Here is a 20,597-nt window from a genome sequence, read left to right on the forward strand (position 1 = left end):
AAGTCTCCGGCCTATTTTTCAGGCCCGATTTTCAGGCCCGGCTGCCCTTGCGCCCTTCGATCACCCAGGCCAGCACCGCGAAGGCCGCGGCCAGCAGCAGATACAACCACGCCGGTAGCAGGGCATTGACCGAAATTTCGCCCGTCACATAGGCCCCGCGCGGGGTGATCCCGATCCAGCCGCGCCCGGCCGCCGGTCGCCCGTCATTGACCAGGCGGATATCCGGGATTCCGGCCTCCAAAGCCATGATCCCGCCACGCGTCGGGGTGACGGCGGGTTGCAGCTTGGTCGGGCTGGCGATGGTTTCCTCGAACTCTTTCGGCGCCGAGGGGCCGACGGCCACCACCCGCGCCAGATCGCCCTGTTGCAGCCGGTACAGCCCCAGCGCCGGCGCGGCATAGGTCGCATCATATTGGCCGGGCGCGGTTTTCTGTAACGTGACGCTGCTGGTGGTGCCGTCCGGCAGGGTCAGGACGACCGGCGGCGGGGCGGTGTCCAGGATGGTGCGCCGGGTGATCGTCATCTGTTGCCCCACGGCCGAGGCGGCAAGGCTTTCCTCCTCCAGCTCCGGCTGTTTCAGCATCCAGTGCGCCAAACGGCGCAACAGCTCCAGCTGCGGCCCGCCGCCTTCAAACCCGCGCCCCCAAAGCCAGCTTTGATCCGAGGCGAGGACGGCGACTCGCCCCTTGCCCACCCGGTCCAGCACCAGCAAAGGCTTGTCATCCGGCCCGCTCATCAAGACCTGGCCCGAGCGTTGCTTGACCTCGATCAGGCGGAACCAGCGGCCCCAGCCGCCTTGCGGGGCCAGGGCTTCCAGCCCTTCGGTCACCGGATGGCGGCGGCCGACCTCGGTCAGCGCGGGACGGTAGCCCTGTTCGATGATCTGGCTCGTCGGCTCCACCGGAAGGATCTGTGACAGGGGCGAGCGCCAGAGGCTGTCGACCTGGCCGAACTCCGGCCCGGCGGCCACCAGAACCGTGCCGCCCTCCTGCACATAATCCACCACGTTCTGCAGATAGGACATCGGCAGGATGCCCCGCATCGCATAGCGGTCAAAGATGATCAGGTCGAAATCCTTGATCTTGTCGACAAACAATTCCTTGGTCGGAAAGGCGATCAGCGACAGTTCCGAGACCGGGATGCCATCCTGCTTTTCCGGTGGCCGCAGGATGGTGAAGTGCACAAGGTCCACCGAAGGGTCGGATTTCAGGAGGTTGCGCCAGACCCGCTCGCCCGGGTTCGGCTCGCCCGACACCAATAGAACCCGCAACCGGTCGCGCACCCCGTTGATCTGGACGACGGCGGTGTTGTTGCGGTCGGTCAGCTCGCCCTTCTGGCCCGCGATCGACAGTTGCAGCACGTTGATCCCGGCATGGGGCAAGCCGATCGGCAGGTCCAGATCCTGCCCCACCGGCACCGAGAAGGTCGAGGGCGGCTCGGCGTCGAGCGCGATGGTCACATCGACCACGGCACCCGCAGTGGCCGGCGCCTTGCCCTGATCCTCGATGCGGAACTTGAGGCTGGTCTTCTCGCCCATGATCGCAAAGGCCGGGGCATTGGTGATCACAAGGCGGCGGTCCCAGTCCGTCTGGTGCCCGGTCAGAAGCACCTGCAAAGGCGCGGGCAGGGTGGGCGTGGCGCCCAAGTCATGCACCTGTCCGTCGGTGATCAGGATGGCGCCCGCCACCCGCGCCTGCGGTTCGCGCGCCAGGGCCTGGGCCAGCGCCGTCATCGCCAGCGTGCCCGCATTGTCCTTGGCATCGGTGACATGGACGATCCGCAATTCGGTATTGGGCAGGGCCGCGACCTTGGCCTTGATCGCCTCAACCGCCTGGGCGGTCTGTGCGGTGCGGTCCGACAGGCCCTGGCTCGCGCTGTCATCGACGACCAGAATAACGATATCCGCCAGCGCCTTGCGGTTTTCATCCTGCAAGGACGGGTTGCCAAGCGCCAGAAGCACCAACCCCAGCGCCAGTGCCCGGACGGCCCAACCCGCCAGCCCGCGCCACAGGGCCAGCGCCAGCAGCAAGGCCGCCGCCACCGCCAGAGCAATCAGCGCCCAGTCCGGCACGAGGGGTTGAAAGATGAATGTCTGGCTCATTTGCCCAGCCTTTCCAGCAGGGCCGGCACATGGACCTGATCCGACTTATAATTCCCGGTCAGCACATGCATCATCAGGTTGATGCCGAAGCGGTAGGCATATTCCCTCTGATCCTCGCCCGCAGCACCCCGCCCGACCGGGTAGAGGGGCATCCCGTCACTATCCACCGCCCAGGCGCTCGCCCAGTCATTGCCGCCGATCACCACCGGCGTCACCCCGTCGTTGAGGTTGCGAAACGGCATGCCTTCCGCCTTGGCAGCATCCGGCGGCGCGGCCTCGACCCAGAGCCCGCCTTCGGTGAAGCGGCCCGGAAAGGCCTGCAGCAGATAGAAGCTGCGGGTCAGCACATGATCCTCGGGGATCGGCGCGATCGGCGGGATGTCGAGACCTGAGGCGATACGCTGCAACGCCTGCCCCTCGGGCGTCGGCCCCGCGCCCGCCACATCGGCATCGCGGGTGTCGAACAGGATCATGCCGCCGGTGCGCAGATACCGGTTCAGCTTGGCATAGGTGGCCGAGGAGGGCACCGGCGCATCCGCCGTCACCGGCCAGTACAGGAAGGGGAAGAAGGCCAGCTCGTCCTTCTCGATGTCCACGCCCATCGGCGGCGAAGGCTCGACCGCGGTCCGGTTGGCCAGCTGATCGCTCAGGCCCAGCAGCCCCGCGGCCGAGGTTTCATCCACCCGCGTGTCGCCCGTGATCACATAGGCCAGCACCACGCCCGCGGTCGCGGCAATCGCGCGGTCATCGGCAGCATCGGCGCGGGCCTCCTGCGGCTGGGACAAGAGGGAAAGCGCCACCAGCGCCACGCCGGCGCCGCGAAACCGCAGCCGCCCCGACAGGGCCAAAGTCGCCAGAATGTCCAGCAAAAGCAGGATCATGGCGATGGCCAGCACCGGCCCCTTCAAGGCCCGTTCGGTTGGCAGCGCCAGATCGCCCAGCGTCAGATCCGCCGGCCAGACCGCCTTGACCAGTACCGAGTCACCCGCCACCGGGTTCAAGGCCACCACCCGCCCGTCATTGCGGTAAAGGCCCGGCGGCACCGCACTGCCCGGCCCGCTTTTCATCGCCTGCACCAAAGCCGCCCCCGGCACCCCGGCAAGGCTGCCGGGGTCGCCCAGATCGCCCCAGCCATCCAGCAACCGCTCCGGCGTCCAGATCAGGCCGGTCAGCCCCTCGGCGGTGCCGGCGCCTACGGTGGCGGAAATCGCCAGCCGGTCCAGCATCTGCACAAACAGGCCCGACAGCGGCAGATCCGACCATTCCGCATTGGCCGAGACGTGGAACAGCACGACCTGGCCCAGCCCGATCACCTTGCGCGTCACCAAAGGCGTGCCGTCGTCCAGCAGGGCCAGGGTGCGGGCCGAAAGGTCGGGATCGGGCTGCGCGAGGACCTGGGTCCGCACCCGCAGATCGGGCGGAATCTCCAGCCCATGGAAGGGCGAGCCTTCGGGGAAGGCGGCCAGCGTCTTCGGCGCGCCCCAGCTCATCGCCCCGCCCGAGGACATGCCGCCCTGCCGCAGCGTGACCGGCATCAGCGGGTCCTGCTCCAGCTTTGCGATATCGGCGGCGGCCAGTCGCGGCCCGGCAAAGCGCAACAGAAGCCCGCCCTTGCCGATCCACTCCACCAGCGCGTCGCTTTCGGTGGGCGGCAGTTGCGCCACATCGGCCAGCACGATCACATCGGGCTTGGCGGGCAGAACATCGGTCACCCCGCCCTCGATCAGATCGGCCGAGGGGCTGAGCGCCTGATGCAGGTAATGCAGCGGTGACAGCAGCTGCAGCCCCTCGCCCGCCGCCTGATCGGCGACCAGAGCCACCTTGCGCCGTTTCAGGGCATCGCCCGCCAGCGTGACAGCCCCCGCGCTGCGCTGACCGTCCAGCGCAAAGCGGGTGACGCGGTTGCGCAGTTCGGGCGGCAGGTCCAGCACCGCCTTGGCGGTGGTGGCCGCGGCGTCAAAGGTCAGCGGCACCCGCGCCAGCTCGCGGTCGGTGCCCGAGGGGTCCGGCCCGCGGGCGACCAGCGTCAATGGCGCCTCGACGCCGGCCGTGGCGCGCAATGCGGCGATGGTCAGCTTGCCCTCGGCCTGCACCGCGGGTTGCAGCGCATAGATCGGTCGGGCGGAGGCATGAAGCCGCACCTCGCCCTGTTTTTGCAAGGCGGCCAGCAGATCGGCCCGCCCGGGATGGGCGAGGTCGTCGGTGATCCAGTCGGTCTCGAACCGATCCTTGGGCAGATCGCCCAGCCACAGCGTCATGGCGCCGGGCAGCCAGGGGCGCGGCTGGGCGGCGGAGAGTTTGCCGCGTTCGTCGGCGGCGGATTTGAAGCTGACCGGCTGCGGGGCATCGGCCAACGAGATCACCGCCACCGCCCGCCCGGTGCGCTCGGCCCCGTCCAGCAGGCTGGCGGCCTTGGCGATGCGGGCCTGCCAGTCATAGGCATCCGGCCAGCCGCCATCCAGCACGATCAGCAGCGGGTCCTTGGCCGCGACCAGAGGCGTCGGGTTCAGCACCGGCCCGGCAAAGGCCACGATCACCCCGCCGATCGCCAGCATCCGGAGCGCCAGAAGCCACCACGGCGTCTTGTCCGCCTCGCGGTCCTCGTCCGTCAGGCCCAGAAGCAGGGCGACCCCGGGAAACCTGCGCCGGATCGCCGCCGGCGGAATCGCCCGCAGCAGGAACCACAGCACCGGCACCGCCAGAAGCGCCAGCAACAGGAGCGGAGAGGTGAAGCCCAGCATCAGTGCCCGCCCTCCAGCGCGCGATAGGCCCAGAGAAGGGCCGATTGCGCCGGTTGCCCGGTGTGATGCGCCATGTAATGCCAGCCCGCCGCCCGGGCGAGATCCGCGAGCCGCGCCTTGCGTTCGGCCAGCCGCGCCAGATAACGCTCGCGCAGATCGCCGGCGCGCTGGGTCTCATGGCTGACCGAGCCGCCCATCGAGACGAAGACCGTCCGCCCGTCGAAGGGAAACTCCTCCTCCGCCGGGTCGAGCACCTGCAACAGAAGGCCCTTCACATCGCGGCCCGCCGCCTGCGCCAGGGATTGCTCCACCGCGGCCATGTCGCCCAGGAAATCCGATACAAAAACCGCGCGCCCGTGGTTCACAAAGGCGTCGGGCACCGGCGCGCCGTAATCCGCGCCGGCCCGCGCCAGATCCAGCGCCATCGCCTCGATCAGGCGCTGCATCTGGCCCTTGCCCGCCTTGGGCGGCTCGCGCCCGGCCAGACCGACCTGTTCCCCCCCACGGAGCAGAAGCACGGCCAGGGCCAGTGCCAGAACCCGGGCGCGGTCGGCCTTGGCGGGGCGATTGGCGGCGCCCGAAAACGCCATCGACTGCGCCGGATCGACCCAGAGCACCACCTGCTGCGACGCCTGCCATTCCCGCTCGCGCACGAAGGTCTGGTCCGACCGGGCCGAGCGGCGCCAGTCGATGCTGCGCAGGGGATCGCCGGGCTGCGCCGGGCGGTATTGCCAGAAGTCGTCGCCCATCCCGGCCCGCCGCCGGCCATGCTCGCCCAGGGCGACGGTCGCGGCCAGATGCTCGGCCTCGGCCAGAAGCGGCGGCAGGGACTGGCCAAGGGCCTCGGCCCGGGCGCGCAGATCGGCGGAAAGGCTCACGCGGCGGCCTCTTGGCCCAGAACACGGCCGGACACGCGGGCGATGACGCCCTGCAGGCTTTCGCCCCGCGCCCGTGCCGCAAAGTTCAAGGCCATCCGGTGTTCCAGCACCGGCTGCGCCATCGCCACCACATCCTCGACCGAGGGCACCAACCGCCCGTTCAGCAGGGCCCGCGCCCGCACCGTCAGCATCAGGGCCTGCGCCGCACGCGGCCCCGGACCCCAGGACAGGGTGTCGCGCAGATCGCGGCCCTCCGGCTCCCCCGGACGGCAGGCGCGGACGAGGTCCAGAATCGCCTCGATCACCTTGTCGCCGACCGGCATCCGCCGGATCAGCGCCTGCGCCGCGATCAGCTCGGGCCCGGAAAACACCGGTTGGGCCACGGCCAGCGTGGCGCCGGTGGTCGCCATCAGGATGTCGCGCTCGGCCATTCGGGTCGGATAGGCCACATCAACCTGCACGAGGAAGCGGTCGAGCTGCGCCTCGGGCAGGGGATAGGTGCCCTCTTGCTCGATCGGGTTTTGCGTCGCCAGCACATGGAAGGGCGGGCCAAGCTTGCGGTGCTGGCCCGCGATGGTGACCTCACGCTCCTGCATCGCCTGCAGCAAGGCGGACTGGGTGCGCGGGCTCGCGCGGTTGATCTCGTCGGCCATCAGAAGCTCGCAGAACACCGGACCTTCGATGAAACGGAAGGCGCGCGCGCCATCGGCCGCGGTCTCCAGCACTTCGGAGCCGAGGATATCGGCGGGCATCAGATCGGGCGTGAACTGGATGCGGTTCGATTTCAGCCCCATGACGGTGGCCAAGGTATCCACCAGCAGCGTCTTGCCCAGACCCGGCAGGCCGACCAGCAAGGCATGCCCGCCCGACAGAAGGGCCGCCATCGTCATCTCGACCACCTGCTCCTGACCGATGAAGCGCCCGCCGATCGCGGCCCGCGCCACCCCCAGACGGGAGGCCAGGGCTTCGATGGCTGTGACGAGATCTTCGGCTTGGGACATGACTTTGCTCCGACAGGGTTCTGTGGGACACTAAAGCCAATCCTGACCGCAGGCACAAATGGCAAAAGGGGCAAAGCCACAAATGATCGTGAAACCTGATGCCGAAAGCCTCCTGTCTTCCGTGACCAAAGCCGCAAAAAAGGGCCCTCCGCCGGTGCATCTGTGGAACCCGGCCTTTTGCGGCGACATCGACATGCGGATCGCGCGGGAGGGGACCTGGTTCTACAACGGCACCCCCATAGGGCGCGCGCCCATGGTCAAACTCTTCTCCTCAATCCTGAAGAAAGAGGGCGAGGACTACTTTCTGGTGACCCCGGTCGAGAAGGTCGGCATCAAGGTCGAGGACGCGCCGCTCTTCGCCGTTGACTTCACGGCAACGGGCGAAGGCCGCGATCAGGTCTTGCGTTTTGTCACCAAAACCGAGGATGAGGTGGTGGCGGATGCCGAAAATCCGCTGGAAATTCGCTTGATTGAGGGGGAACCTGCCCCCTATATCCACATTCGGTCTGGCCTTTACGCGCGTATTGACCGCAAGAGCTTCTACCGCCTGATCGAATTGGGTTGCCATGAGGTGCAAGACCGGGAAAGCTGGTTCGGCCTTTGGTCCCAGGGTCAGTTCTTCAAGGTGATCCCGTCGGCCGACCTGCCGTGACCGCCGCCCGACTTAACTGCCGACCTGACCAGACCAGAGACATATGCCCCGTTACGCCGCGAACCTGACCATGCTTTTCACCGAGGTCCCGAGCCTCGACCGCCCCGGCCTTGCGGCGCAGGCGGGGTTTGACGGGGTGGAGATCCTGTTTCCCTATGACCATCCCGCCAAGGACTGGCAGGCGGCATTGGCCGGGCTGCCCCTGGCGTTGATCAACACACCGCCGGGCGACTGGGCCTCGGGCGACCGCGGCCATGCCGCTGTGCCGGGGATGGAGTTGCAGTTCCGCGAGCATTTCCTGCGCGCCGCAGACCTCGCCACCCGGCTTGGCGCCGCGACGGTCCATGTGATGGCGGGCGTGGCCAAAGGGCCGCAGGCGACCCAGGTTTTCACCGAAAACCTCGCCTGGGCGGCCGAGAGCGCCCCCGACCTCAGCCTGACGATCGAGCCTTTGAACGCCGATGACTGGCCGGGCTATTTCCTCAACGACTTCGACCAGGCGGCGCGGATCCTCGCCGATCTGGAAGACCGTCGCATCGGGTTGCAGTTCGACATCTGGCACGCCGCCCGCATCCACGGCGATGCGCAAGCGGTCTGGGACAAGCACCGTGCTTTGGTGAACCACGTCCAGATTGCCGGCTTCCCCGGCCGCGCCGAGCCCGGCGGCGGTGGCTTCGACCTGACCTCGCTCTTCCGCGACCTCGATGCGCAGGACTACCAGGGTTGGGTCGCCGCCGAATACCGCCCCGCCCGCGCGACGGTGCACGGCCTCGGCTGGCTGAACGCGCTGAAGGCGCGCGACAAGCTGATCGGCACCGCCGGCTGAGGGGGCGGCGCGCCGGGCCCGAATTTTCTGCGAAAATTCCCGCAGTCCTGCCCGATTCGGCGCCCTTTGGTTAACGGCCTGCTGTCTTGCCGCGCGTAGAGACGCAAGGAAGACAGAAGGAAGACGCCGGCAAGACCCGGTTGCCGCCCTGGTTTTCACCGGTTAACCCAGCGTCCCCAAAGACTTGGGAGACAATCCGCACCCCCCTCTTTCCCCGGCCCCGCGCAACCGCTATCCTGTCGCCAAACCTCATTCAGGGACGACAATATGCCGACCAAAGCGCCCGAGACCCAAATCGTCACCACCTGGAAAGTCGCCTGTGACGGCGGTGTGGGAGCGCTGGGCCATCCCCGCGTCTGGCTGACCATCCCCGAGGACACCGGTTTCGTCGAATGCGGCTATTGCGACAAGCGCTTCGAGATCGACCGCGCCCACGCCCACGACGACCACTGAGGCTTGCCATGCGCCGGGGCCTGCGCCTCTTCGCGGTTCTGGTTTGCCTGCCTTTGCTCTATCTCTGCGCCGGCCTGATCGGCGCAGCGCTGCCCGGGTCCTACACGAAGACGGATGGCGTGCCGACCCGCGCCATCGCTTTGGCCGCCGGGCCGATCCATTTCGACATTCTTCTGCCCCTGACCGACACCCTGCGCACAAGCTTTGCCTTTGCCGCCAGTCAGAGCGTGCCGGTGGAGGACAAGACCGCACACTACCTTGTGGTGGGCTGGGGCTCTTCAGGGTTTTACACCACCACGGGCAGCTATGCCGATCTTGAACTCTCAACCGTCTTGCGGGCCATGACCGGGGACGACGCGGTGTTGCATCTGGATGTGACCGGGGATCTGGCCGATGTGCCGGGCCTGATCTGGCTGCCGGTATCCGATGCGCAGCTGGATCGGCTGACGGGCGCGATCCTCTCCAGCCTGACGCGGGACGCTGCGGGTCAGCCCGTGCCTCTGCCGGGTCTGGCTTTCGGCCAGACCGATGCCTTCTTCGCCGCCGAAGGGCACTTCAGCCTGCTGCGGACCTGCAACGTCTGGGTGGGCGAGGTTCTGCGGGCTGCGGGCATTCCCTTCGGCCTCTGGACGCCGACCCCGCAGGCCATCCGCCTGTCCGCCTATCTGTTTGACCGAACCTAGTGGCACCCGCACCCGGTTCCCGCCTATACTTCGGCGAAACTTGAGCGGGGCGCGCGACATGACTTTCGGCAAAGGCCATCACCTTCACCTCATCGACGGCTCGGCCTTCATCTTCCGCGCTTACCACGCGCTGCCGCCTTTGACCCGCAAGTCGGATGGGCTGCCGGTCGGGGCGGTTGCAGGCTTCTGCAACCTTCTGTGGGGTGAGCTCACCACCACCCGCAACCAGAACGCGCCGACCCATATCGCGGTGATCTTCGACGCCGGGGCCAAGACCTTCCGCAATGATATCTACCCGGAATACAAGGCAAATCGCCCACCCCTGCCCGAGGATCTGCGCCCGCAGTTCCCGCTGACGCGCGATGCCACCCGCGCCTTCAACGTCGCCTGTATCGAGCTTGCCGGCTACGAGGCCGACGACATCATCGCCACCCTGGCCAAACAGGCGCGCGAGGCGGGGGGGACGGTGACCATCCTCTCCTCCGACAAGGACCTGATGCAGCTGATGGGCAACGGCGTCGACATGCACGACCCGATGAAGAACAAGCGTCTGACGCTGGACGACGTGCAGGAGAAGTTCGGCGTCGGACCCGACCGGGTGATCGACGTCCAATCCCTCGCCGGGGATTCGGTCGACAACGTGCCGGGGGCGCCGGGGATCGGCCTGAAGACGGCGGCGCTGCTGATCCAGGAATACGGCGACCTCGACACGCTTCTGGCCCGGGCATCCGAGATCAAGCAGCCCAAACGCCGCGAGGCTTTGGTGGAAAACGCCGACAAGATCCGCCTGTCGCGCCAGCTGGTCACCCTGAAGGACGACACGCCGATCGACCTTGACCTTGGCACGCTGGAACTGCGCGCGCCGGAGCCCGAGGCGATCATGGACTTCCTCAAAAAGATGGAATTCCAGACCCTTATCCGCCGCGTTTCCGAAAAGCTGAAGGTCGAGGCGCCGGTGCTGGACAATGCCAAAGGCTACGAGGTTGCCGGTGCCCACGACGCGCCGAAGGCCGAGGCGCTGCCCTTCGACACGAATTCCTATACCTGCATCCGCGATGCCGAAACCCTCGCCAAATGGATCGCCCGCGCCCGCGAGCGCGGCTATCTGGCCGTCGATACCGAAACCACCAGCCTTGACGAGATGCAGGCCGAGATCGTCGGCATTTCGCTGGCCGTCGACCCCGGCCAGGCCGCCTATATCCCGCTTTTGCACCGCACCGGCACCGATGACCTTCTGGGCGCGGTCACCATGGCCGAGGGGCAGATGCCGCTGGACGAGGTGTTAAGCCTTCTGAAACCGCTTCTGGAGGATGATGCCGTCCTCAAGATCGGGCAGAACATGAAGTATGACGCCAAAATCTTCGCCCGGCTGGGCGTCACGGTCGCCCCGATCGACGACACGATGCTGATGTCCTATGCGATGTATGCCGGGCTGAACAACCACGGCATGGATGAGCTGTCGGAGAAATACCTTCACCACAAACCTATCCCGATCAAGGACTTGATCGGTTCCGGCAAATCCGCCGTCACCTTCGACAAGGTCCCCCTCGACAAGGCCGTGGCCTATGCCGCCGAGGATGCCGATGTGACGCTGCGCCTGTGGCAGACCTTCAAGCCCAACCTGCATAAGGCCAAGGTGACGACGGTTTACGAGACCCTCGAACGCCCCCTCGTCCCGGTTCTGGCCGAGATGGAGATGGCCGGCATCCAGGTTGACCGCGCCACCCTGTCGCGCATGTCCGGCGCCTTTGCCCAGAAGATGCTGGCGCTGGAGGAGGAGATCCAGACCCTCGCCGGCGAGAAATTCAACGTCGGCTCGCCGAAGCAGCTCGGCGAGATCCTGTTCGACAAGATGAGCCTGCCGGGCGGCGAGAAGGGCAAGAACGGCGCCTATGGCACCGGCGCCGATGTGCTGGAGGATCTGGCCACCGAACACGAACTTCCCGGTAAGGTGCTGGACTGGCGGCAGCTCTCCAAGCTGAAATCGACCTATACCGACGCGCTGCAGGAGCATATCAACCCCGAAACCGGCCGGGTCCACACCTCCTATTCGATGACGGGGGCGGTGACCGGGCGCTTGGCGTCTTCCGACCCGAACCTGCAGAACATCCCGGTGCGCAGCGAAGAGGGCCGCCGGATACGGGAGGCCTTTGTGGCGCCCAAAGGCAAGGTTCTGGTATCGCTCGACTATTCGCAGATCGAGCTGCGCATCCTCGCCCATGTCGCCGACATTCCCGCCCTGCAGCAAAGCTTCCGTGACGGCATCGACATCCACGCCATGACGGCGTCAGAGATGTTCAACGTGCCGCTCGATCAGATGACCTCGGAAATCCGCCGCCGCGCCAAGGCGATCAACTTCGGCGTGATCTACGGCATCTCGGGCTTCGGCCTCGCCCGCAACCTGCGCATTCCAAGGGCCGAGGCGCAGGGCTTCATCGACCGCTATTTCGAGCGCTTCCCCGGCATCAAGGAATACATGGCCGAGACGGTGAAATTCGCGCAAGCCAACGGCTTTGTGCAAACCCTGTTCGGTCGCAAGATCCACACGCCCGAGATCAACGCCAAGGGCCCCGGCGCCGGCTTCGCCAAACGCGCCGCGATCAATGCGCCGATTCAAGGGACAGCCGCCGACGTGATCCGCCGCGCCATGATCCGGATGCCCGACGCTATCGCCGGCCTCCCCGCCAAGATGTTGCTGCAGGTCCATGACGAGTTGCTGTTCGAGGTCGAGGAAGGCGCCGCCGCAGACCTGATCAAGGTCGCCAAAGCCGTGATGGAGGGCGCCTCGCACCCCGCCGTGGCGCTGAAGGTGCCCCTGATTGTTGAAGCTGGCCAAGGACTTAACTGGGCCGCCGCCCACTAGGCCCTAACGGTCGATCCGGACCTGAAAGCAGTTGTTGCGGGCGGAACGGACATGAACATAGGCCACACGCGGGTCGGTGATCCGCGTGTAAGCCTCTGATATCAAATTAGAAACCGGAACCACCGCCCCGGTGCCATAAACGATCCGGTCATCCGCGCCATAGCCCCGGACGATATAGGTCGGAGACTCCAGAATCTCCGGCAGGGTGTCGCCGCCGCCCGCCTCGCAGGCATCCGCGCACAGAAAGATCGGCCCCAACTCGGCATAGGGCTGCGGGGCGGGGAAGGGGCGGTGGGCGAGGATCAGCATCTCGGCGCCTTTGGGAATCATCTTCAGGCAATGGCGGCAGGGGTTGCCATCGCCGTCAGAGATATGACGCTCGGGCAACTGCCCATTGGCATCGGGGCCGCCGGATTGCCAGGCGCGAACAAGGTCGGTGGGGATCGGGGTAAAGTGCATCATGGCCTCCATTTTCCGCCAATATCGCCAAAAGCCGCCCGAGGCTCGACCCGGAACCTGCGCATTTGTCTTGCAACACAGGGGCATCGGGCCTATATCGCCTTTAACAGAAGTTTCAGGGTCCAAACCTGAAGCTGCCGACCTATCTTGCGGGCCTGTTGGCCCGTTTTTCATTTCTGGGACCTCCCTCATGTCTGACCTTATCGCCAAAACCGCCATGGACCGCCGTCTGGCCGACATCATCACCCCGGTGATCGAGGGTCTGGGCTTTGAACTGGTGCGCGTGCGTCTGATGGGCGGGGCGACCCGCATCCTGCAGATCATGGCCGACCGCCCCGATGGCGGCATTGGCGTCGATGAATGCGGCGATATCTCCACCGCGGTTTCTGCCGTCTTGGACGTCGAAGACCCGATCGAGGAGAATTACGTCCTCGAAGTCTCCTCCCCCGGGATCGACCGGCCGCTGACGCGTTTGAAAGATTTCGAGATGTGGAAGGGCTGGGAAGCCCGGATCGAGACGACCGAGCTGATCGACGGCCGCCGCCGTTTCAAGGGCGGGCTGATGGGCGTCGAAGGCAATGACGTGCTGATCGAGATCGAGGAGCATGGCCAGGACGTGATCATCGGCCTTGATTTTGATTGGCTTTCCGACGCGAAGCTGATCCTCACCGACGAGCTGATCGCCGAAATGCTGCGCCAGCGCAAAGTGCCCGAGGTTGAAGAGGGCGGCTTTGACGAGATCGACGAGACCGAAACCGACGGCGAGGACGAAGAGCCCGCCGAACCGACCAAACACTGACACCAAGCCGGGAGACGAACATGGCGATTACCTCTGCCAACCAGCTGGAGCTTCTGCAAACCGCCGAAGCCGTCGCGCGTGAAAAGATGATCGACCCGGATCTGGTGATCCAGGCGATGGAGGACAGCCTCGCCCGTGCCGCCAAGTCGCGTTACGGCGCCGAGATGGACATCCGCGTCAAGATCGACCGCAAGACCGGCCGCGCCACCTTTGCCCGCATCCGCACCGTGGTCGAGGACGAGGCGGTGGAAAACCACCACGCCCAGCTGACCGTCAAGCAGGCGAAATCCTACCTCGCCGACCCCAAGATCGGTGACGAGGTGATCGACGAGGTTCCCCCCGTCGATCTGGGCCGAATCGCTGCCCAATCGGCCAAGCAGGTGATTCTCCAGAAGGTCCGCGAAGCCGAGCGCGACCGTCAGTTCGACGAATTCAAGGACCGCAAGGGCACGATCATCAACGGTCAGGTCAAACGCGAGGAATATGGCAACATCATCGTCGACATCGGTCGCGGTGAAGCCATCCTGCGCCGGAACGAGAAGATCGGCCGCGAATCGTACCGCCCGAACGACCGCATCCGCGCCTATATCAAGGACGTGCGCCGTGAAGCTCGCGGCCCGCAGGTCTTCCTGAGCCGCACCGACCCGCAGTTCATGGCCGAGCTCTTCAAGATGGAAGTGCCGGAAATCTATGACGGCATCATCGAGATCAAGGCTGTCGCCCGTGACCCGGGCTCGCGCGCCAAGATCGCGGTGATCTCCTACGACAACTCGATCGACCCGGTCGGTGCCTGCGTCGGTATGCGCGGCAGCCGTGTGCAGGCCGTGGTGAACGAGCTGCAGGGCGAGAAGATCGACATCATTCCGTGGAATCAGGATCAGGCGACCTTCCTTGTGAACGCCCTGCAACCGGCTGAAGTGTCCAAGGTCGTGATCGACGAAGAAGTCGGCAAGATCACCGTCGTGGTGCCGGATGAACAGCTGTCGCTGGCCATCGGCCGCCGCGGTCAGAACGTCCGTCTGGCAAGCCAGCTGACGGCGCTGGACATCGACATCATGACCGAGTCCGACGAGTCCGCTCGCCGCCAGGCCGAGTTCGCCGAACGCACCAAGCTCTTCATGGAGACGCTGGATATCGACGAGATGATGGCGCAGCTTTTGGTCTCGGAAGGCTTCACCAACCTGGAAGAAGTGGCCTATGTCGAGACGGACGAGCTTCTCTCCATCGACGGCTTCGACGAGGGTACGGCCGGCGAACTGCAGGCCCGTGCGCGGGATTACCTGGAGGCTGCCAACAACAAAGCCATTGAAAACGCAAAGGCTTATGGTGTACAGGACGAGCTGATGTCCTTCGAAGGTCTGACGCCCCAGATGCTGGAAGCGCTTGGCAAGGAAGGCATCAAGACGCTGGAAGACTTCGCAACCTGCGCCGACTGGGAACTGTCGGGCGGCTGGACCACGGTGAACGGCCAGCGCGTCAAGGATGAAGGCATCCTTGAGAAGTTCGACATGAGCCTGGAAGAAGCCCAGACCCTGGTGATGACGGCGCGTGTCATGCTCGGCTGGGTCGACCCCACCGCCATGGAACCCGAAGCAGAAGAGGAGGCCGGGGCGTAACGCACCCCGGACCCCCTTGACCCGCGGCGGCCGCACCCCAGATATGGACGACCCCGAGCGCAAGTGCATTGTGACCGGGGAAGTTCAACCCAAGTCAGGCCTGATCCGGTTCTGCCTTGACCCCGAGGGTCAGGTGACGCCGGATATTCTGGCCCGGTTGCCCGGACGTGGCTTTTACGTCTCGGCTGACCGCAAGGCGATTGAGAAGGCGGCGGCCAAGGGGCTCTTTGCCCGGGCCGCCAAACAGCCCGTGAAGGTGCCGCAAGGTCTGGCCGATCTGGTCGAATCGTTGGTGCTCAAACGGGTGCAGGAATCGATCTCGCTCTGTCGCAAGGCCAATGCCGCCGTGACCGGGTATGAGAAAGTGAAGGAATGGCTGAAGGACGGGCGGGCAACCGTGCTGATCCAGGCAGCCGACGGGTCCGAACGCGGGAAAACCAAGCTCAGGCCACCGGAAAATGGCGGTGGGTTCATCGGCTGTCTGACAGCAGGGGAATTGGGTTTGTCCTTTGGCCGCGAACGTGCGATACACGCCGCGCTTGCGACTGGTGTCCTTACGACTCGTGTTGTAGAGGAAGCGGCAAGGCTGGCTGGGCTGCGGGTGCAGACCGGCGGGCATGATGGCGGCGACGATGCCGCCTTGAAGGATATGTAGGACGCATGAGCGATACAGACGGCAAAAAACCCCTCGGCCTGGGTGGCGCACCTCGTTCCGGTCAGGTGAAGCAAAGCTTCTCGCATGGCCGCACGAAAAGCGTCGTGGTCGAGGTCAAGCGCAAGCTGACGGTGGTGCCGAACAAAGGTGCCGCGCCGACCCCGGGTACGGGTGCGGCTGTGGCGACATCTCCGCGTCTGGGCGATCCGTCCAAGCGCCCTGCCGGCATTTCCGATGCCGAGATGGAGCGTCGTCTGTCCGCTCTGCGTGCCGCCAAGGCGCGTGAAGCCGAAGACGCCGCCAAGCGCGCCGAAGACGAGCGCCAGCGCGAGGAAGATCGCCAGCGCAAGCGCGAAGAGAACGAGGCCAAAGAGCGCGAACAGCGCGAGGCAGAGGCTGCGGCCCGCGCCAAGGCTGAAGAAGAAGCCCGCGTGAAGGCGGAAGCCGAGGCTGCCGCCAAGGCCGCCGAAGAGGCCCGCAAGGCGCCTGCCGCTTCGCCCGCGCCGCGTTCGAACAATTCGGCCGCGCCCTCGCGCGGTGGTCCTGCGGGCCGTCCGGCTCCGGCGACCCCGGCAGAGGATGCCGTCTCGCGTGGTCCGGCCTCGGCCAAGCCCGGCTTGCCGCCGCGCCGCACCGACCGTGAGCGCGAAGACCGCGAACGCGCCGCCAACAAGGCCAAGGGTGAAGAAGGCCGCCGCGCCGGCAAGCTGACCCTGTCTGACGCCGTCGCCGATGAAGGTGGCCGTCAGCGCAGCATGGCTGCGATGAAGCGCAAGCAGGAAAAGGCGCGCCAGAAGGCTTTGGGCATGGGCCTCAAGCCCGAAAAGCAGGTGCGCGATGTGCAGCTGCCGGAAACCATCGTCGTCTCGGAACTGGCCAACCGCATGGCGGAACGTGGCGCTGACGTCGTGAAATCGCTCATGAAAATGGGCATGATGGTCACGATGAACCAGGCGATCGACGCCGATACGGCAGAACTGGTGATCGAGGAATTCGGCCACCGCGCGGTTCGCGTCGCCGATGCCGACGTCGAACAGGCGATCGACACGGTCAAGGACAAGACCGAGGACCTGCTGCCGCGCCCGCCGATCGTCACGATCATGGGCCACGTCGACCACGGCAAGACCTCGCTTCTGGACGCCATCCGCCACGCCAATGTGGTGTCGGGCGAAGCTGGCGGGATCACCCAGCACATCGGCGCCTATCAGGTGAAAACCCCGAACGGCCAGCTTGTCACCTTCCTCGACACGCCCGGCCACGCGGCCTTCACCTCGATGCGCTCGCGCGGGGCTCATGTGACCGATATCGTCATTCTGGTGGTTGCGGCCGATGATGCCGTGATGCCGCAGACCATCGAAGCCATCGCCCACGCCAAAGCGGCGAAGGTTCCGATCATCGTGGCGATCAACAAGATCGACAAATACGAAGCCAATCCGCAGAAAGTGCGGACCGATCTGCTGCAGCATGATATCGTTGTGGAAGAAATGTCCGGTGACGTGCAGGACGTTGAAGTCTCGGCCAAGACCGGCAAGGGCATCGACAACCTGCTCGAGGCGATCTCGCTGCAGGCCGAAATCCTCGAACTGCGGTCGAACCCGAACCGTCAGGCGGCGGGCGCCGTGATCGAAGCGAAGCTGGACGCAGGTCGCGGCCCGGTGGCGACGGTTCTGGTGCAGAACGGCACGTTGCGCAAAGGCGATATCTTCGTCGTCGGCGAGCAGTGGGGCAAGGTCCGCGCCCTGATCAACGACAAGGGCGAGACGGTGACCGAAGCTGGCCCGTCCGTTCCGGTCGAGGTTCTGGGTCTGTCGGGCACGCCGCATGCCGGTGACACGCTGAACGTGGTCAACACCGAAGCGGAAGCGCGTGAGATCGCGGACTACCGTGAGAAGGCGACCAAGGACAAGCGCGCTGCCGTTGGCGCTGCCACCACAATGGAACAGCTGATGGCCAAGGCCAAGGCCGACCAGTCGGTGGCAGAGTTGCCGATCATCGTGAAGGCCGACGTGCAAGGTTCGACCGAAGCCATCGTGCAGGCGCTGGAAAAGGTCGGCAACGACGAGGTGCGCGTGCGCGTCCTGCACTCCGGTGTGGGCGCCATCACCGACAGCGACGTCAGCCTGGCCGATGCCAGCAAGGCGCCGATCATCGGCTTCAACGTCCGTGCCAATGCGATGGCCCGTGCCTCCGCCACCCAGAAGGGGGTCGAGCTGCGCTACTACTCGATCATCTATGACCTGGTGGATGACATCAAGAAAGCCGCCTCGGGCCTCCTCAAGGCCGAGATCCGCGAGACTTTCATCGGCTACGCCACGATCAAGGAGGTCTTCAAGATCACCGGGATCGGCAACGTGGCCGGTTGCCTCGTCACCGAAGGCGTCGCCCGCCGCTCGGCTGGCGTGCGTCTCTTGCGCGACAACGTGGTCATCCACGAAGGCACGCTCAAGACGCTCAAGCGCTTCAAGGACGAGGTCAAGGAAGTGCCGATGGGTCAGGAATGCGGCATGGCTTTCGAGCGTTACGAGGATGTCCGCTCTGGCGACGTCATCGAAATCTTCGAACGCGAAGAGATCCAGCGCACCCTGGCCTGATCAGGTCTTGCGGGAAAGGTCTGGCCAGAGGTTCTCTGGCCAGAAGTTTCTTGCGGGGCGCGGACACGAAATGCAAAGGCCGGGCAAATTGCCCGGCCTTTTGAATTCACAACAGTGCCAAGGCCCCGAAAGGCCCCGCAGGCAAGTGGTAGCCCGCGCGCGGGATCAGGCGTTCGCCGGCGCCGCAGCCTTGTAGGACTGGATCGCGCGGCCAACATAGGTACCGCCGTCAACCTTCACGGCGATCTGGCCATCACTCAGGTCACGCACATAGGTGCCCTGGATGAAAACGCTGCTTCCGATGGAGATGGTTCTGATCATGGCTCGACCCTCAACACTGTGTCAGTTTTTAGAAAGATATGTGTAACTTTCCGATTAAGATACAGGCAAGTTAAGAAAAGTACCTATCCTGAAGTATAATTTTTCGAAAAATACTTGAAGGTTTGGTCACAGCCAGTCGCGCAGGATCGGGATCAGGGGCAGATCGGCGGGCGGCATCGGGTAATCGCGCAGCTTTTCAGGGCGGACCCAGGCGAGGGTCTGGCCTTCGCGCGGGGTGGGAATACCCTCCCATCGGCGGCAGGCGAAGAGCGGCATCAGGAGGTGGAAGCTGTCGTAGGCGTGGCTGGCGAAGGTCAAGGGCGCGAGGCAGCTTTGCCAGGTGTTGATGCCCAGCTCTTCGTGCAGCTCGCGGATCAGGGCCGCTTCCGGCGTCTCGCCGGGTTCGACCTTGCCGCCCGGGAACTCCCAGAGGCCGGCCATGGACTTGCCCGGTGGCCGCTGGGCCAGAAGCACGCGGCCCTCGGGATCGATCAGGGCGACGGCGGAAACAAGAATGATATTCATGGGTTGCGCCCTTTGCCGGCGGCCGGGGGTTTCACACCCCCGGACCCCCGTGGGATACTTGTGTCTGAATGAAGGCCGAAGGCGCGCGCCTCAGGAGCGGTAATCGGCGTTGATCTCGATGTAGCGTTTGGTCAGGTCGCAGGTCCAGACCGTGCGCGCGCCCTCACCAAGACCCATGTCGACCGCGATGACGATCTCGGGCTTTTTCATGTAGGCTGCGGCGTCGGCTTCGACATAGGAGGGGCTGCGCCAGCCCTTTTCGGCCAGGGTCATCTCACCGAACTTGATGGTCAGGCGGTCGCGGTCGGCCTCGGCGCCGGACTTGCCGACGGCCATGACGATGCGGCCCCAGTTCGGATCCTCGCCGGCGACGGCGGTCTTCACCAGGGGCGAATCCGCGATGGCGAGGGCGACCTTGCGGGCGTCGGCATCGGTTGCCGCACCCGTCACGCGGACCTCGACGAATTTCGTGGCCCCTTCGCCGTCGCGAATCACCTGATGCGCGAGGTTGAGCATCACCTCGCGGAGGGCGGCTTCGAAGGCCTTGAGGGCGGCGCCGGTCAGGGGGGCGGCCTCGGACTGGCCGGTGGCGGCCAGCAGCAGGGTGTCGGAGGTCGAGGTGTCGCTGTCGACCGTGATGGCATTGAAGGTGGTGTCGGTGAGGCGCGACAGCACCTTTTGCAGCGCGGCGGGGGCGATCTTCGCATCGGTGAAGATATAGACCAGCATGGTGGCCATGTCGGGCGCGATCATGCCCGAGCCCTTGGCGATGCCCGCGATCTGGATCGCGCCGCCCTTGCCCGCCACGGTGGCGGTGGCGCCCTTGGGGAAGGTGTCGGTGGTCATCATGGCTTCGGCGGCCATGACGATCGCGTCGTCGCGTAGGCCGGCCTGCAGGGCGGGGATGGCCGCGATGATGCGGTCATGGGCGATCGGTTCGCCGATCACCCCGGTCGAGGAGGAGAACACCCGGCTGGTGGGCAGGCCAAGCGCCTGCGCCACATGGCCGGTGATGGCCGCAACCGACTGTTCGCCCAAAGCGCCGGTGAAAGCGTTGGAATTGCCCGAGTTCACGATGATCGCGGCACCGGCGCCTTCCGGCACCTTGGCGGCGATCTTGGCCTGGCAATCGCGCACGCAGGCCGAGCGCGTGGTGGAGCGGGTGAAGACCCCGGCCATGGCAGTGCCGGGGGCCAGACGGATCAGCATCACGTCCTTGCGGTTCTTGTAGCGCACCCCGGCCTCGACCGCGGCGAATTCAACGCCGCGGATCAGGGGCAGGTCGGGGAAGCGTTCGGGGGCGAGGGGCGAGACCGGCTTGGCCTTTTTCGCCGGCGCCGGTGCGGGCGCCGGCGTGGCCTCTTTCAGGGCCTGAAGTTCTTTCCTCAGCGCCTTGGCTTCGGCTTTCCAATCGGTCTTGCCCATCGCTTTGT

At 65.7% G+C, this 20,597-nt stretch carries 17 protein-coding genes; 9 read left to right on the forward strand and 8 right to left on the reverse strand.

Annotation, left to right across the window (positions count from 1 at the left end):
* Positions 1 to 31: 31 nt before the first annotated feature.
* From AC1DVR_RS01495 to AC1DVR_RS01510, 4 genes are read right to left on the reverse strand one after another with little or no spacing between them, the layout of a single operon-like run.
* On the reverse strand, positions 32 to 2,101 hold the full coding sequence (locus tag AC1DVR_RS01495) for a glutamine amidotransferase (RefSeq protein ID WP_477998748.1): 2,070 nt from the start codon (positions 2,099 to 2,101) through the stop codon (positions 32 to 34).
* Positions 2,098 to 4,842, reverse strand: a complete 2,745-nt coding sequence (locus AC1DVR_RS01500) for a DUF4159 domain-containing protein (RefSeq protein ID WP_477998749.1) — start codon at positions 4,840 to 4,842, stop codon at positions 2,098 to 2,100. Before AC1DVR_RS01500 ends, AC1DVR_RS01495 begins: the two co-directional genes overlap by 4 nt.
* Entirely contained in the window at positions 4,842 to 5,720 is an 879-nt protein-coding gene (locus AC1DVR_RS01505) for a DUF58 domain-containing protein (RefSeq protein ID WP_477998750.1), read from the reverse strand. The genes AC1DVR_RS01500 and AC1DVR_RS01505 overlap by 1 nt, the downstream gene beginning before the upstream one ends.
* A complete protein-coding gene (locus tag AC1DVR_RS01510; RefSeq protein WP_477998751.1) occupies positions 5,717 to 6,721 on the reverse strand; it encodes an AAA family ATPase in 1,005 nt (334 codons plus the stop codon). The genes AC1DVR_RS01505 and AC1DVR_RS01510 overlap by 4 nt, the downstream gene beginning before the upstream one ends.
* An 82-nt stretch (positions 6,722 to 6,803) precedes the next feature.
* On the opposite strand from AC1DVR_RS01510, the gene AC1DVR_RS01515 reads away from it, so the two are divergent.
* The 5 genes from AC1DVR_RS01515 (at position 6,804) to polA (ending at position 12,198) form a co-directional block, all read left to right on the forward strand.
* Complete coding sequence (locus AC1DVR_RS01515; RefSeq protein WP_477998752.1) at positions 6,804 to 7,373, forward strand: DUF1285 domain-containing protein; 570 nt, start codon at positions 6,804 to 6,806, stop codon at positions 7,371 to 7,373.
* Between the two features lie 43 nt (positions 7,374 to 7,416).
* On the forward strand, positions 7,417 to 8,199 hold the full coding sequence (locus tag AC1DVR_RS01520; RefSeq protein ID WP_477998753.1) for a hydroxypyruvate isomerase family protein: 783 nt from the start codon (positions 7,417 to 7,419) through the stop codon (positions 8,197 to 8,199).
* A 267-nt stretch (positions 8,200 to 8,466) separates the two neighbouring features.
* Positions 8,467 to 8,652 (forward strand): zinc-finger domain-containing protein, encoded by a 186-nt coding sequence (locus AC1DVR_RS01525; RefSeq protein WP_477998754.1) that lies wholly within the window; start codon positions 8,467 to 8,469, stop codon positions 8,650 to 8,652.
* Between the two features lie 8 nt (positions 8,653 to 8,660).
* The gene (locus tag AC1DVR_RS01530; RefSeq protein ID WP_477998755.1) at positions 8,661 to 9,335 is read left to right on the forward strand and encodes a TIGR02117 family protein; all 675 of its coding nucleotides are present in this window, start codon (positions 8,661 to 8,663) and stop codon (positions 9,333 to 9,335) included.
* Between the two features lie 58 nt (positions 9,336 to 9,393).
* Positions 9,394 to 12,198 (forward strand): DNA polymerase I, encoded by a 2,805-nt coding sequence (gene polA, locus AC1DVR_RS01535; RefSeq protein WP_477998756.1) that lies wholly within the window; start codon positions 9,394 to 9,396, stop codon positions 12,196 to 12,198.
* Between the two features lie 3 nt (positions 12,199 to 12,201).
* Here the strand turns inward: polA and AC1DVR_RS01540 are convergent, their stop codons facing one another.
* Entirely contained in the window at positions 12,202 to 12,660 is a 459-nt protein-coding gene (locus AC1DVR_RS01540; protein ID WP_477998757.1) for a DUF1203 domain-containing protein, read from the reverse strand.
* Between the two features lie 187 nt (positions 12,661 to 12,847).
* Between AC1DVR_RS01540 and rimP the strand changes: the two genes are divergently transcribed.
* The 4 genes from rimP to infB are packed head-to-tail and all read left to right on the forward strand — an operon-like array spanning position 12,848 to position 18,318.
* On the forward strand, positions 12,848 to 13,456 hold the full coding sequence (rimP, locus tag AC1DVR_RS01545; protein ID WP_477998758.1) for a ribosome maturation factor RimP: 609 nt from the start codon (positions 12,848 to 12,850) through the stop codon (positions 13,454 to 13,456).
* 20 nt (positions 13,457 to 13,476) lie between these two features.
* Positions 13,477 to 15,072: a transcription termination factor NusA gene (gene nusA, locus AC1DVR_RS01550; protein WP_477998759.1), complete on the forward strand. Its 1,596-nt coding sequence runs from the start codon at positions 13,477 to 13,479 to the stop codon at positions 15,070 to 15,072.
* 16 nt (positions 15,073 to 15,088) lie between these two features.
* Complete coding sequence (locus AC1DVR_RS01555; protein WP_477998760.1) at positions 15,089 to 15,727, forward strand: RNA-binding protein; 639 nt, start codon at positions 15,089 to 15,091, stop codon at positions 15,725 to 15,727.
* 5 nt (positions 15,728 to 15,732) lie between these two features.
* Positions 15,733 to 18,318, forward strand: a complete 2,586-nt coding sequence (gene infB, locus AC1DVR_RS01560; RefSeq protein ID WP_477998761.1) for a translation initiation factor IF-2 — start codon at positions 15,733 to 15,735, stop codon at positions 18,316 to 18,318.
* Between the two features lie 165 nt (positions 18,319 to 18,483).
* Here infB and AC1DVR_RS01565 read toward each other — a convergent pair whose 3' ends face one another.
* The 3 genes from AC1DVR_RS01565 to argJ all read right to left on the reverse strand — a co-directional run bounded on the left by AC1DVR_RS01565 (position 18,484) and on the right by argJ (position 20,589).
* Positions 18,484 to 18,639, reverse strand: a complete 156-nt coding sequence (locus AC1DVR_RS01565; protein WP_477998762.1) for a hypothetical protein — start codon at positions 18,637 to 18,639, stop codon at positions 18,484 to 18,486.
* A gap of 126 nt (positions 18,640 to 18,765) precedes the next feature.
* Positions 18,766 to 19,164 (reverse strand): (deoxy)nucleoside triphosphate pyrophosphohydrolase, encoded by a 399-nt coding sequence (locus tag AC1DVR_RS01570; protein WP_477998763.1) that lies wholly within the window; start codon positions 19,162 to 19,164, stop codon positions 18,766 to 18,768.
* 90 nt (positions 19,165 to 19,254) lie between these two features.
* Positions 19,255 to 20,589 carry a bifunctional glutamate N-acetyltransferase/amino-acid acetyltransferase ArgJ gene (gene argJ, locus AC1DVR_RS01575; RefSeq protein WP_477998764.1) on the reverse strand — a complete coding sequence of 445 codons (1,335 nt, stop codon included), beginning with the start codon at positions 20,587 to 20,589 and terminating at the stop codon, positions 19,255 to 19,257.
* Positions 20,590 to 20,597 lie beyond the last annotated feature (8 nt).

This window comes from Rhodobacter sp. P2_H5 (assembly GCF_056403335.1).

What these genes read in the sequence shown, in the direction of transcription:
- AC1DVR_RS01495 (WP_477998748.1), bottom strand. Translation starts at nt 2,101, where the DNA reads ATGAGCCAGACATTCATCTTTCAACCCCTCGTGCCGGACTGGGCGCTG.
- AC1DVR_RS01500 (WP_477998749.1), bottom strand. Translation starts at nt 4,842, where the DNA reads ATGCTGGGCTTCACCTCTCCGCTCCTGTTGCTGGCGCTTCTGGCGGTG.
- AC1DVR_RS01510 (WP_477998751.1), bottom strand. Translation starts at nt 6,721, where the DNA reads ATGTCCCAAGCCGAAGATCTCGTCACAGCCATCGAAGCCCTGGCCTCC.
- AC1DVR_RS01515 (WP_477998752.1), top strand. Translation starts at nt 6,804, where the DNA reads ATGATCGTGAAACCTGATGCCGAAAGCCTCCTGTCTTCCGTGACCAAA.
- AC1DVR_RS01520 (WP_477998753.1), top strand. Translation starts at nt 7,417, where the DNA reads ATGCCCCGTTACGCCGCGAACCTGACCATGCTTTTCACCGAGGTCCCG.
- AC1DVR_RS01525 (WP_477998754.1), top strand. Translation starts at nt 8,467, where the DNA reads ATGCCGACCAAAGCGCCCGAGACCCAAATCGTCACCACCTGGAAAGTC.
- AC1DVR_RS01530 (WP_477998755.1), top strand. Translation starts at nt 8,661, where the DNA reads ATGCGCCGGGGCCTGCGCCTCTTCGCGGTTCTGGTTTGCCTGCCTTTG.
- polA (WP_477998756.1), top strand. Translation starts at nt 9,394, where the DNA reads ATGACTTTCGGCAAAGGCCATCACCTTCACCTCATCGACGGCTCGGCC.
- AC1DVR_RS01540 (WP_477998757.1), bottom strand. Translation starts at nt 12,660, where the DNA reads ATGATGCACTTTACCCCGATCCCCACCGACCTTGTTCGCGCCTGGCAA.
- rimP (WP_477998758.1), top strand. Translation starts at nt 12,848, where the DNA reads ATGTCTGACCTTATCGCCAAAACCGCCATGGACCGCCGTCTGGCCGAC.
- nusA (WP_477998759.1), top strand. Translation starts at nt 13,477, where the DNA reads ATGGCGATTACCTCTGCCAACCAGCTGGAGCTTCTGCAAACCGCCGAA.
- infB (WP_477998761.1), top strand. Translation starts at nt 15,733, where the DNA reads ATGAGCGATACAGACGGCAAAAAACCCCTCGGCCTGGGTGGCGCACCT.
- AC1DVR_RS01565 (WP_477998762.1), bottom strand. Translation starts at nt 18,639, where the DNA reads ATGATCAGAACCATCTCCATCGGAAGCAGCGTTTTCATCCAGGGCACC.
- AC1DVR_RS01570 (WP_477998763.1), bottom strand. Translation starts at nt 19,164, where the DNA reads ATGAATATCATTCTTGTTTCCGCCGTCGCCCTGATCGATCCCGAGGGC.
- argJ (WP_477998764.1), bottom strand. Translation starts at nt 20,589, where the DNA reads ATGGGCAAGACCGATTGGAAAGCCGAAGCCAAGGCGCTGAGGAAAGAA.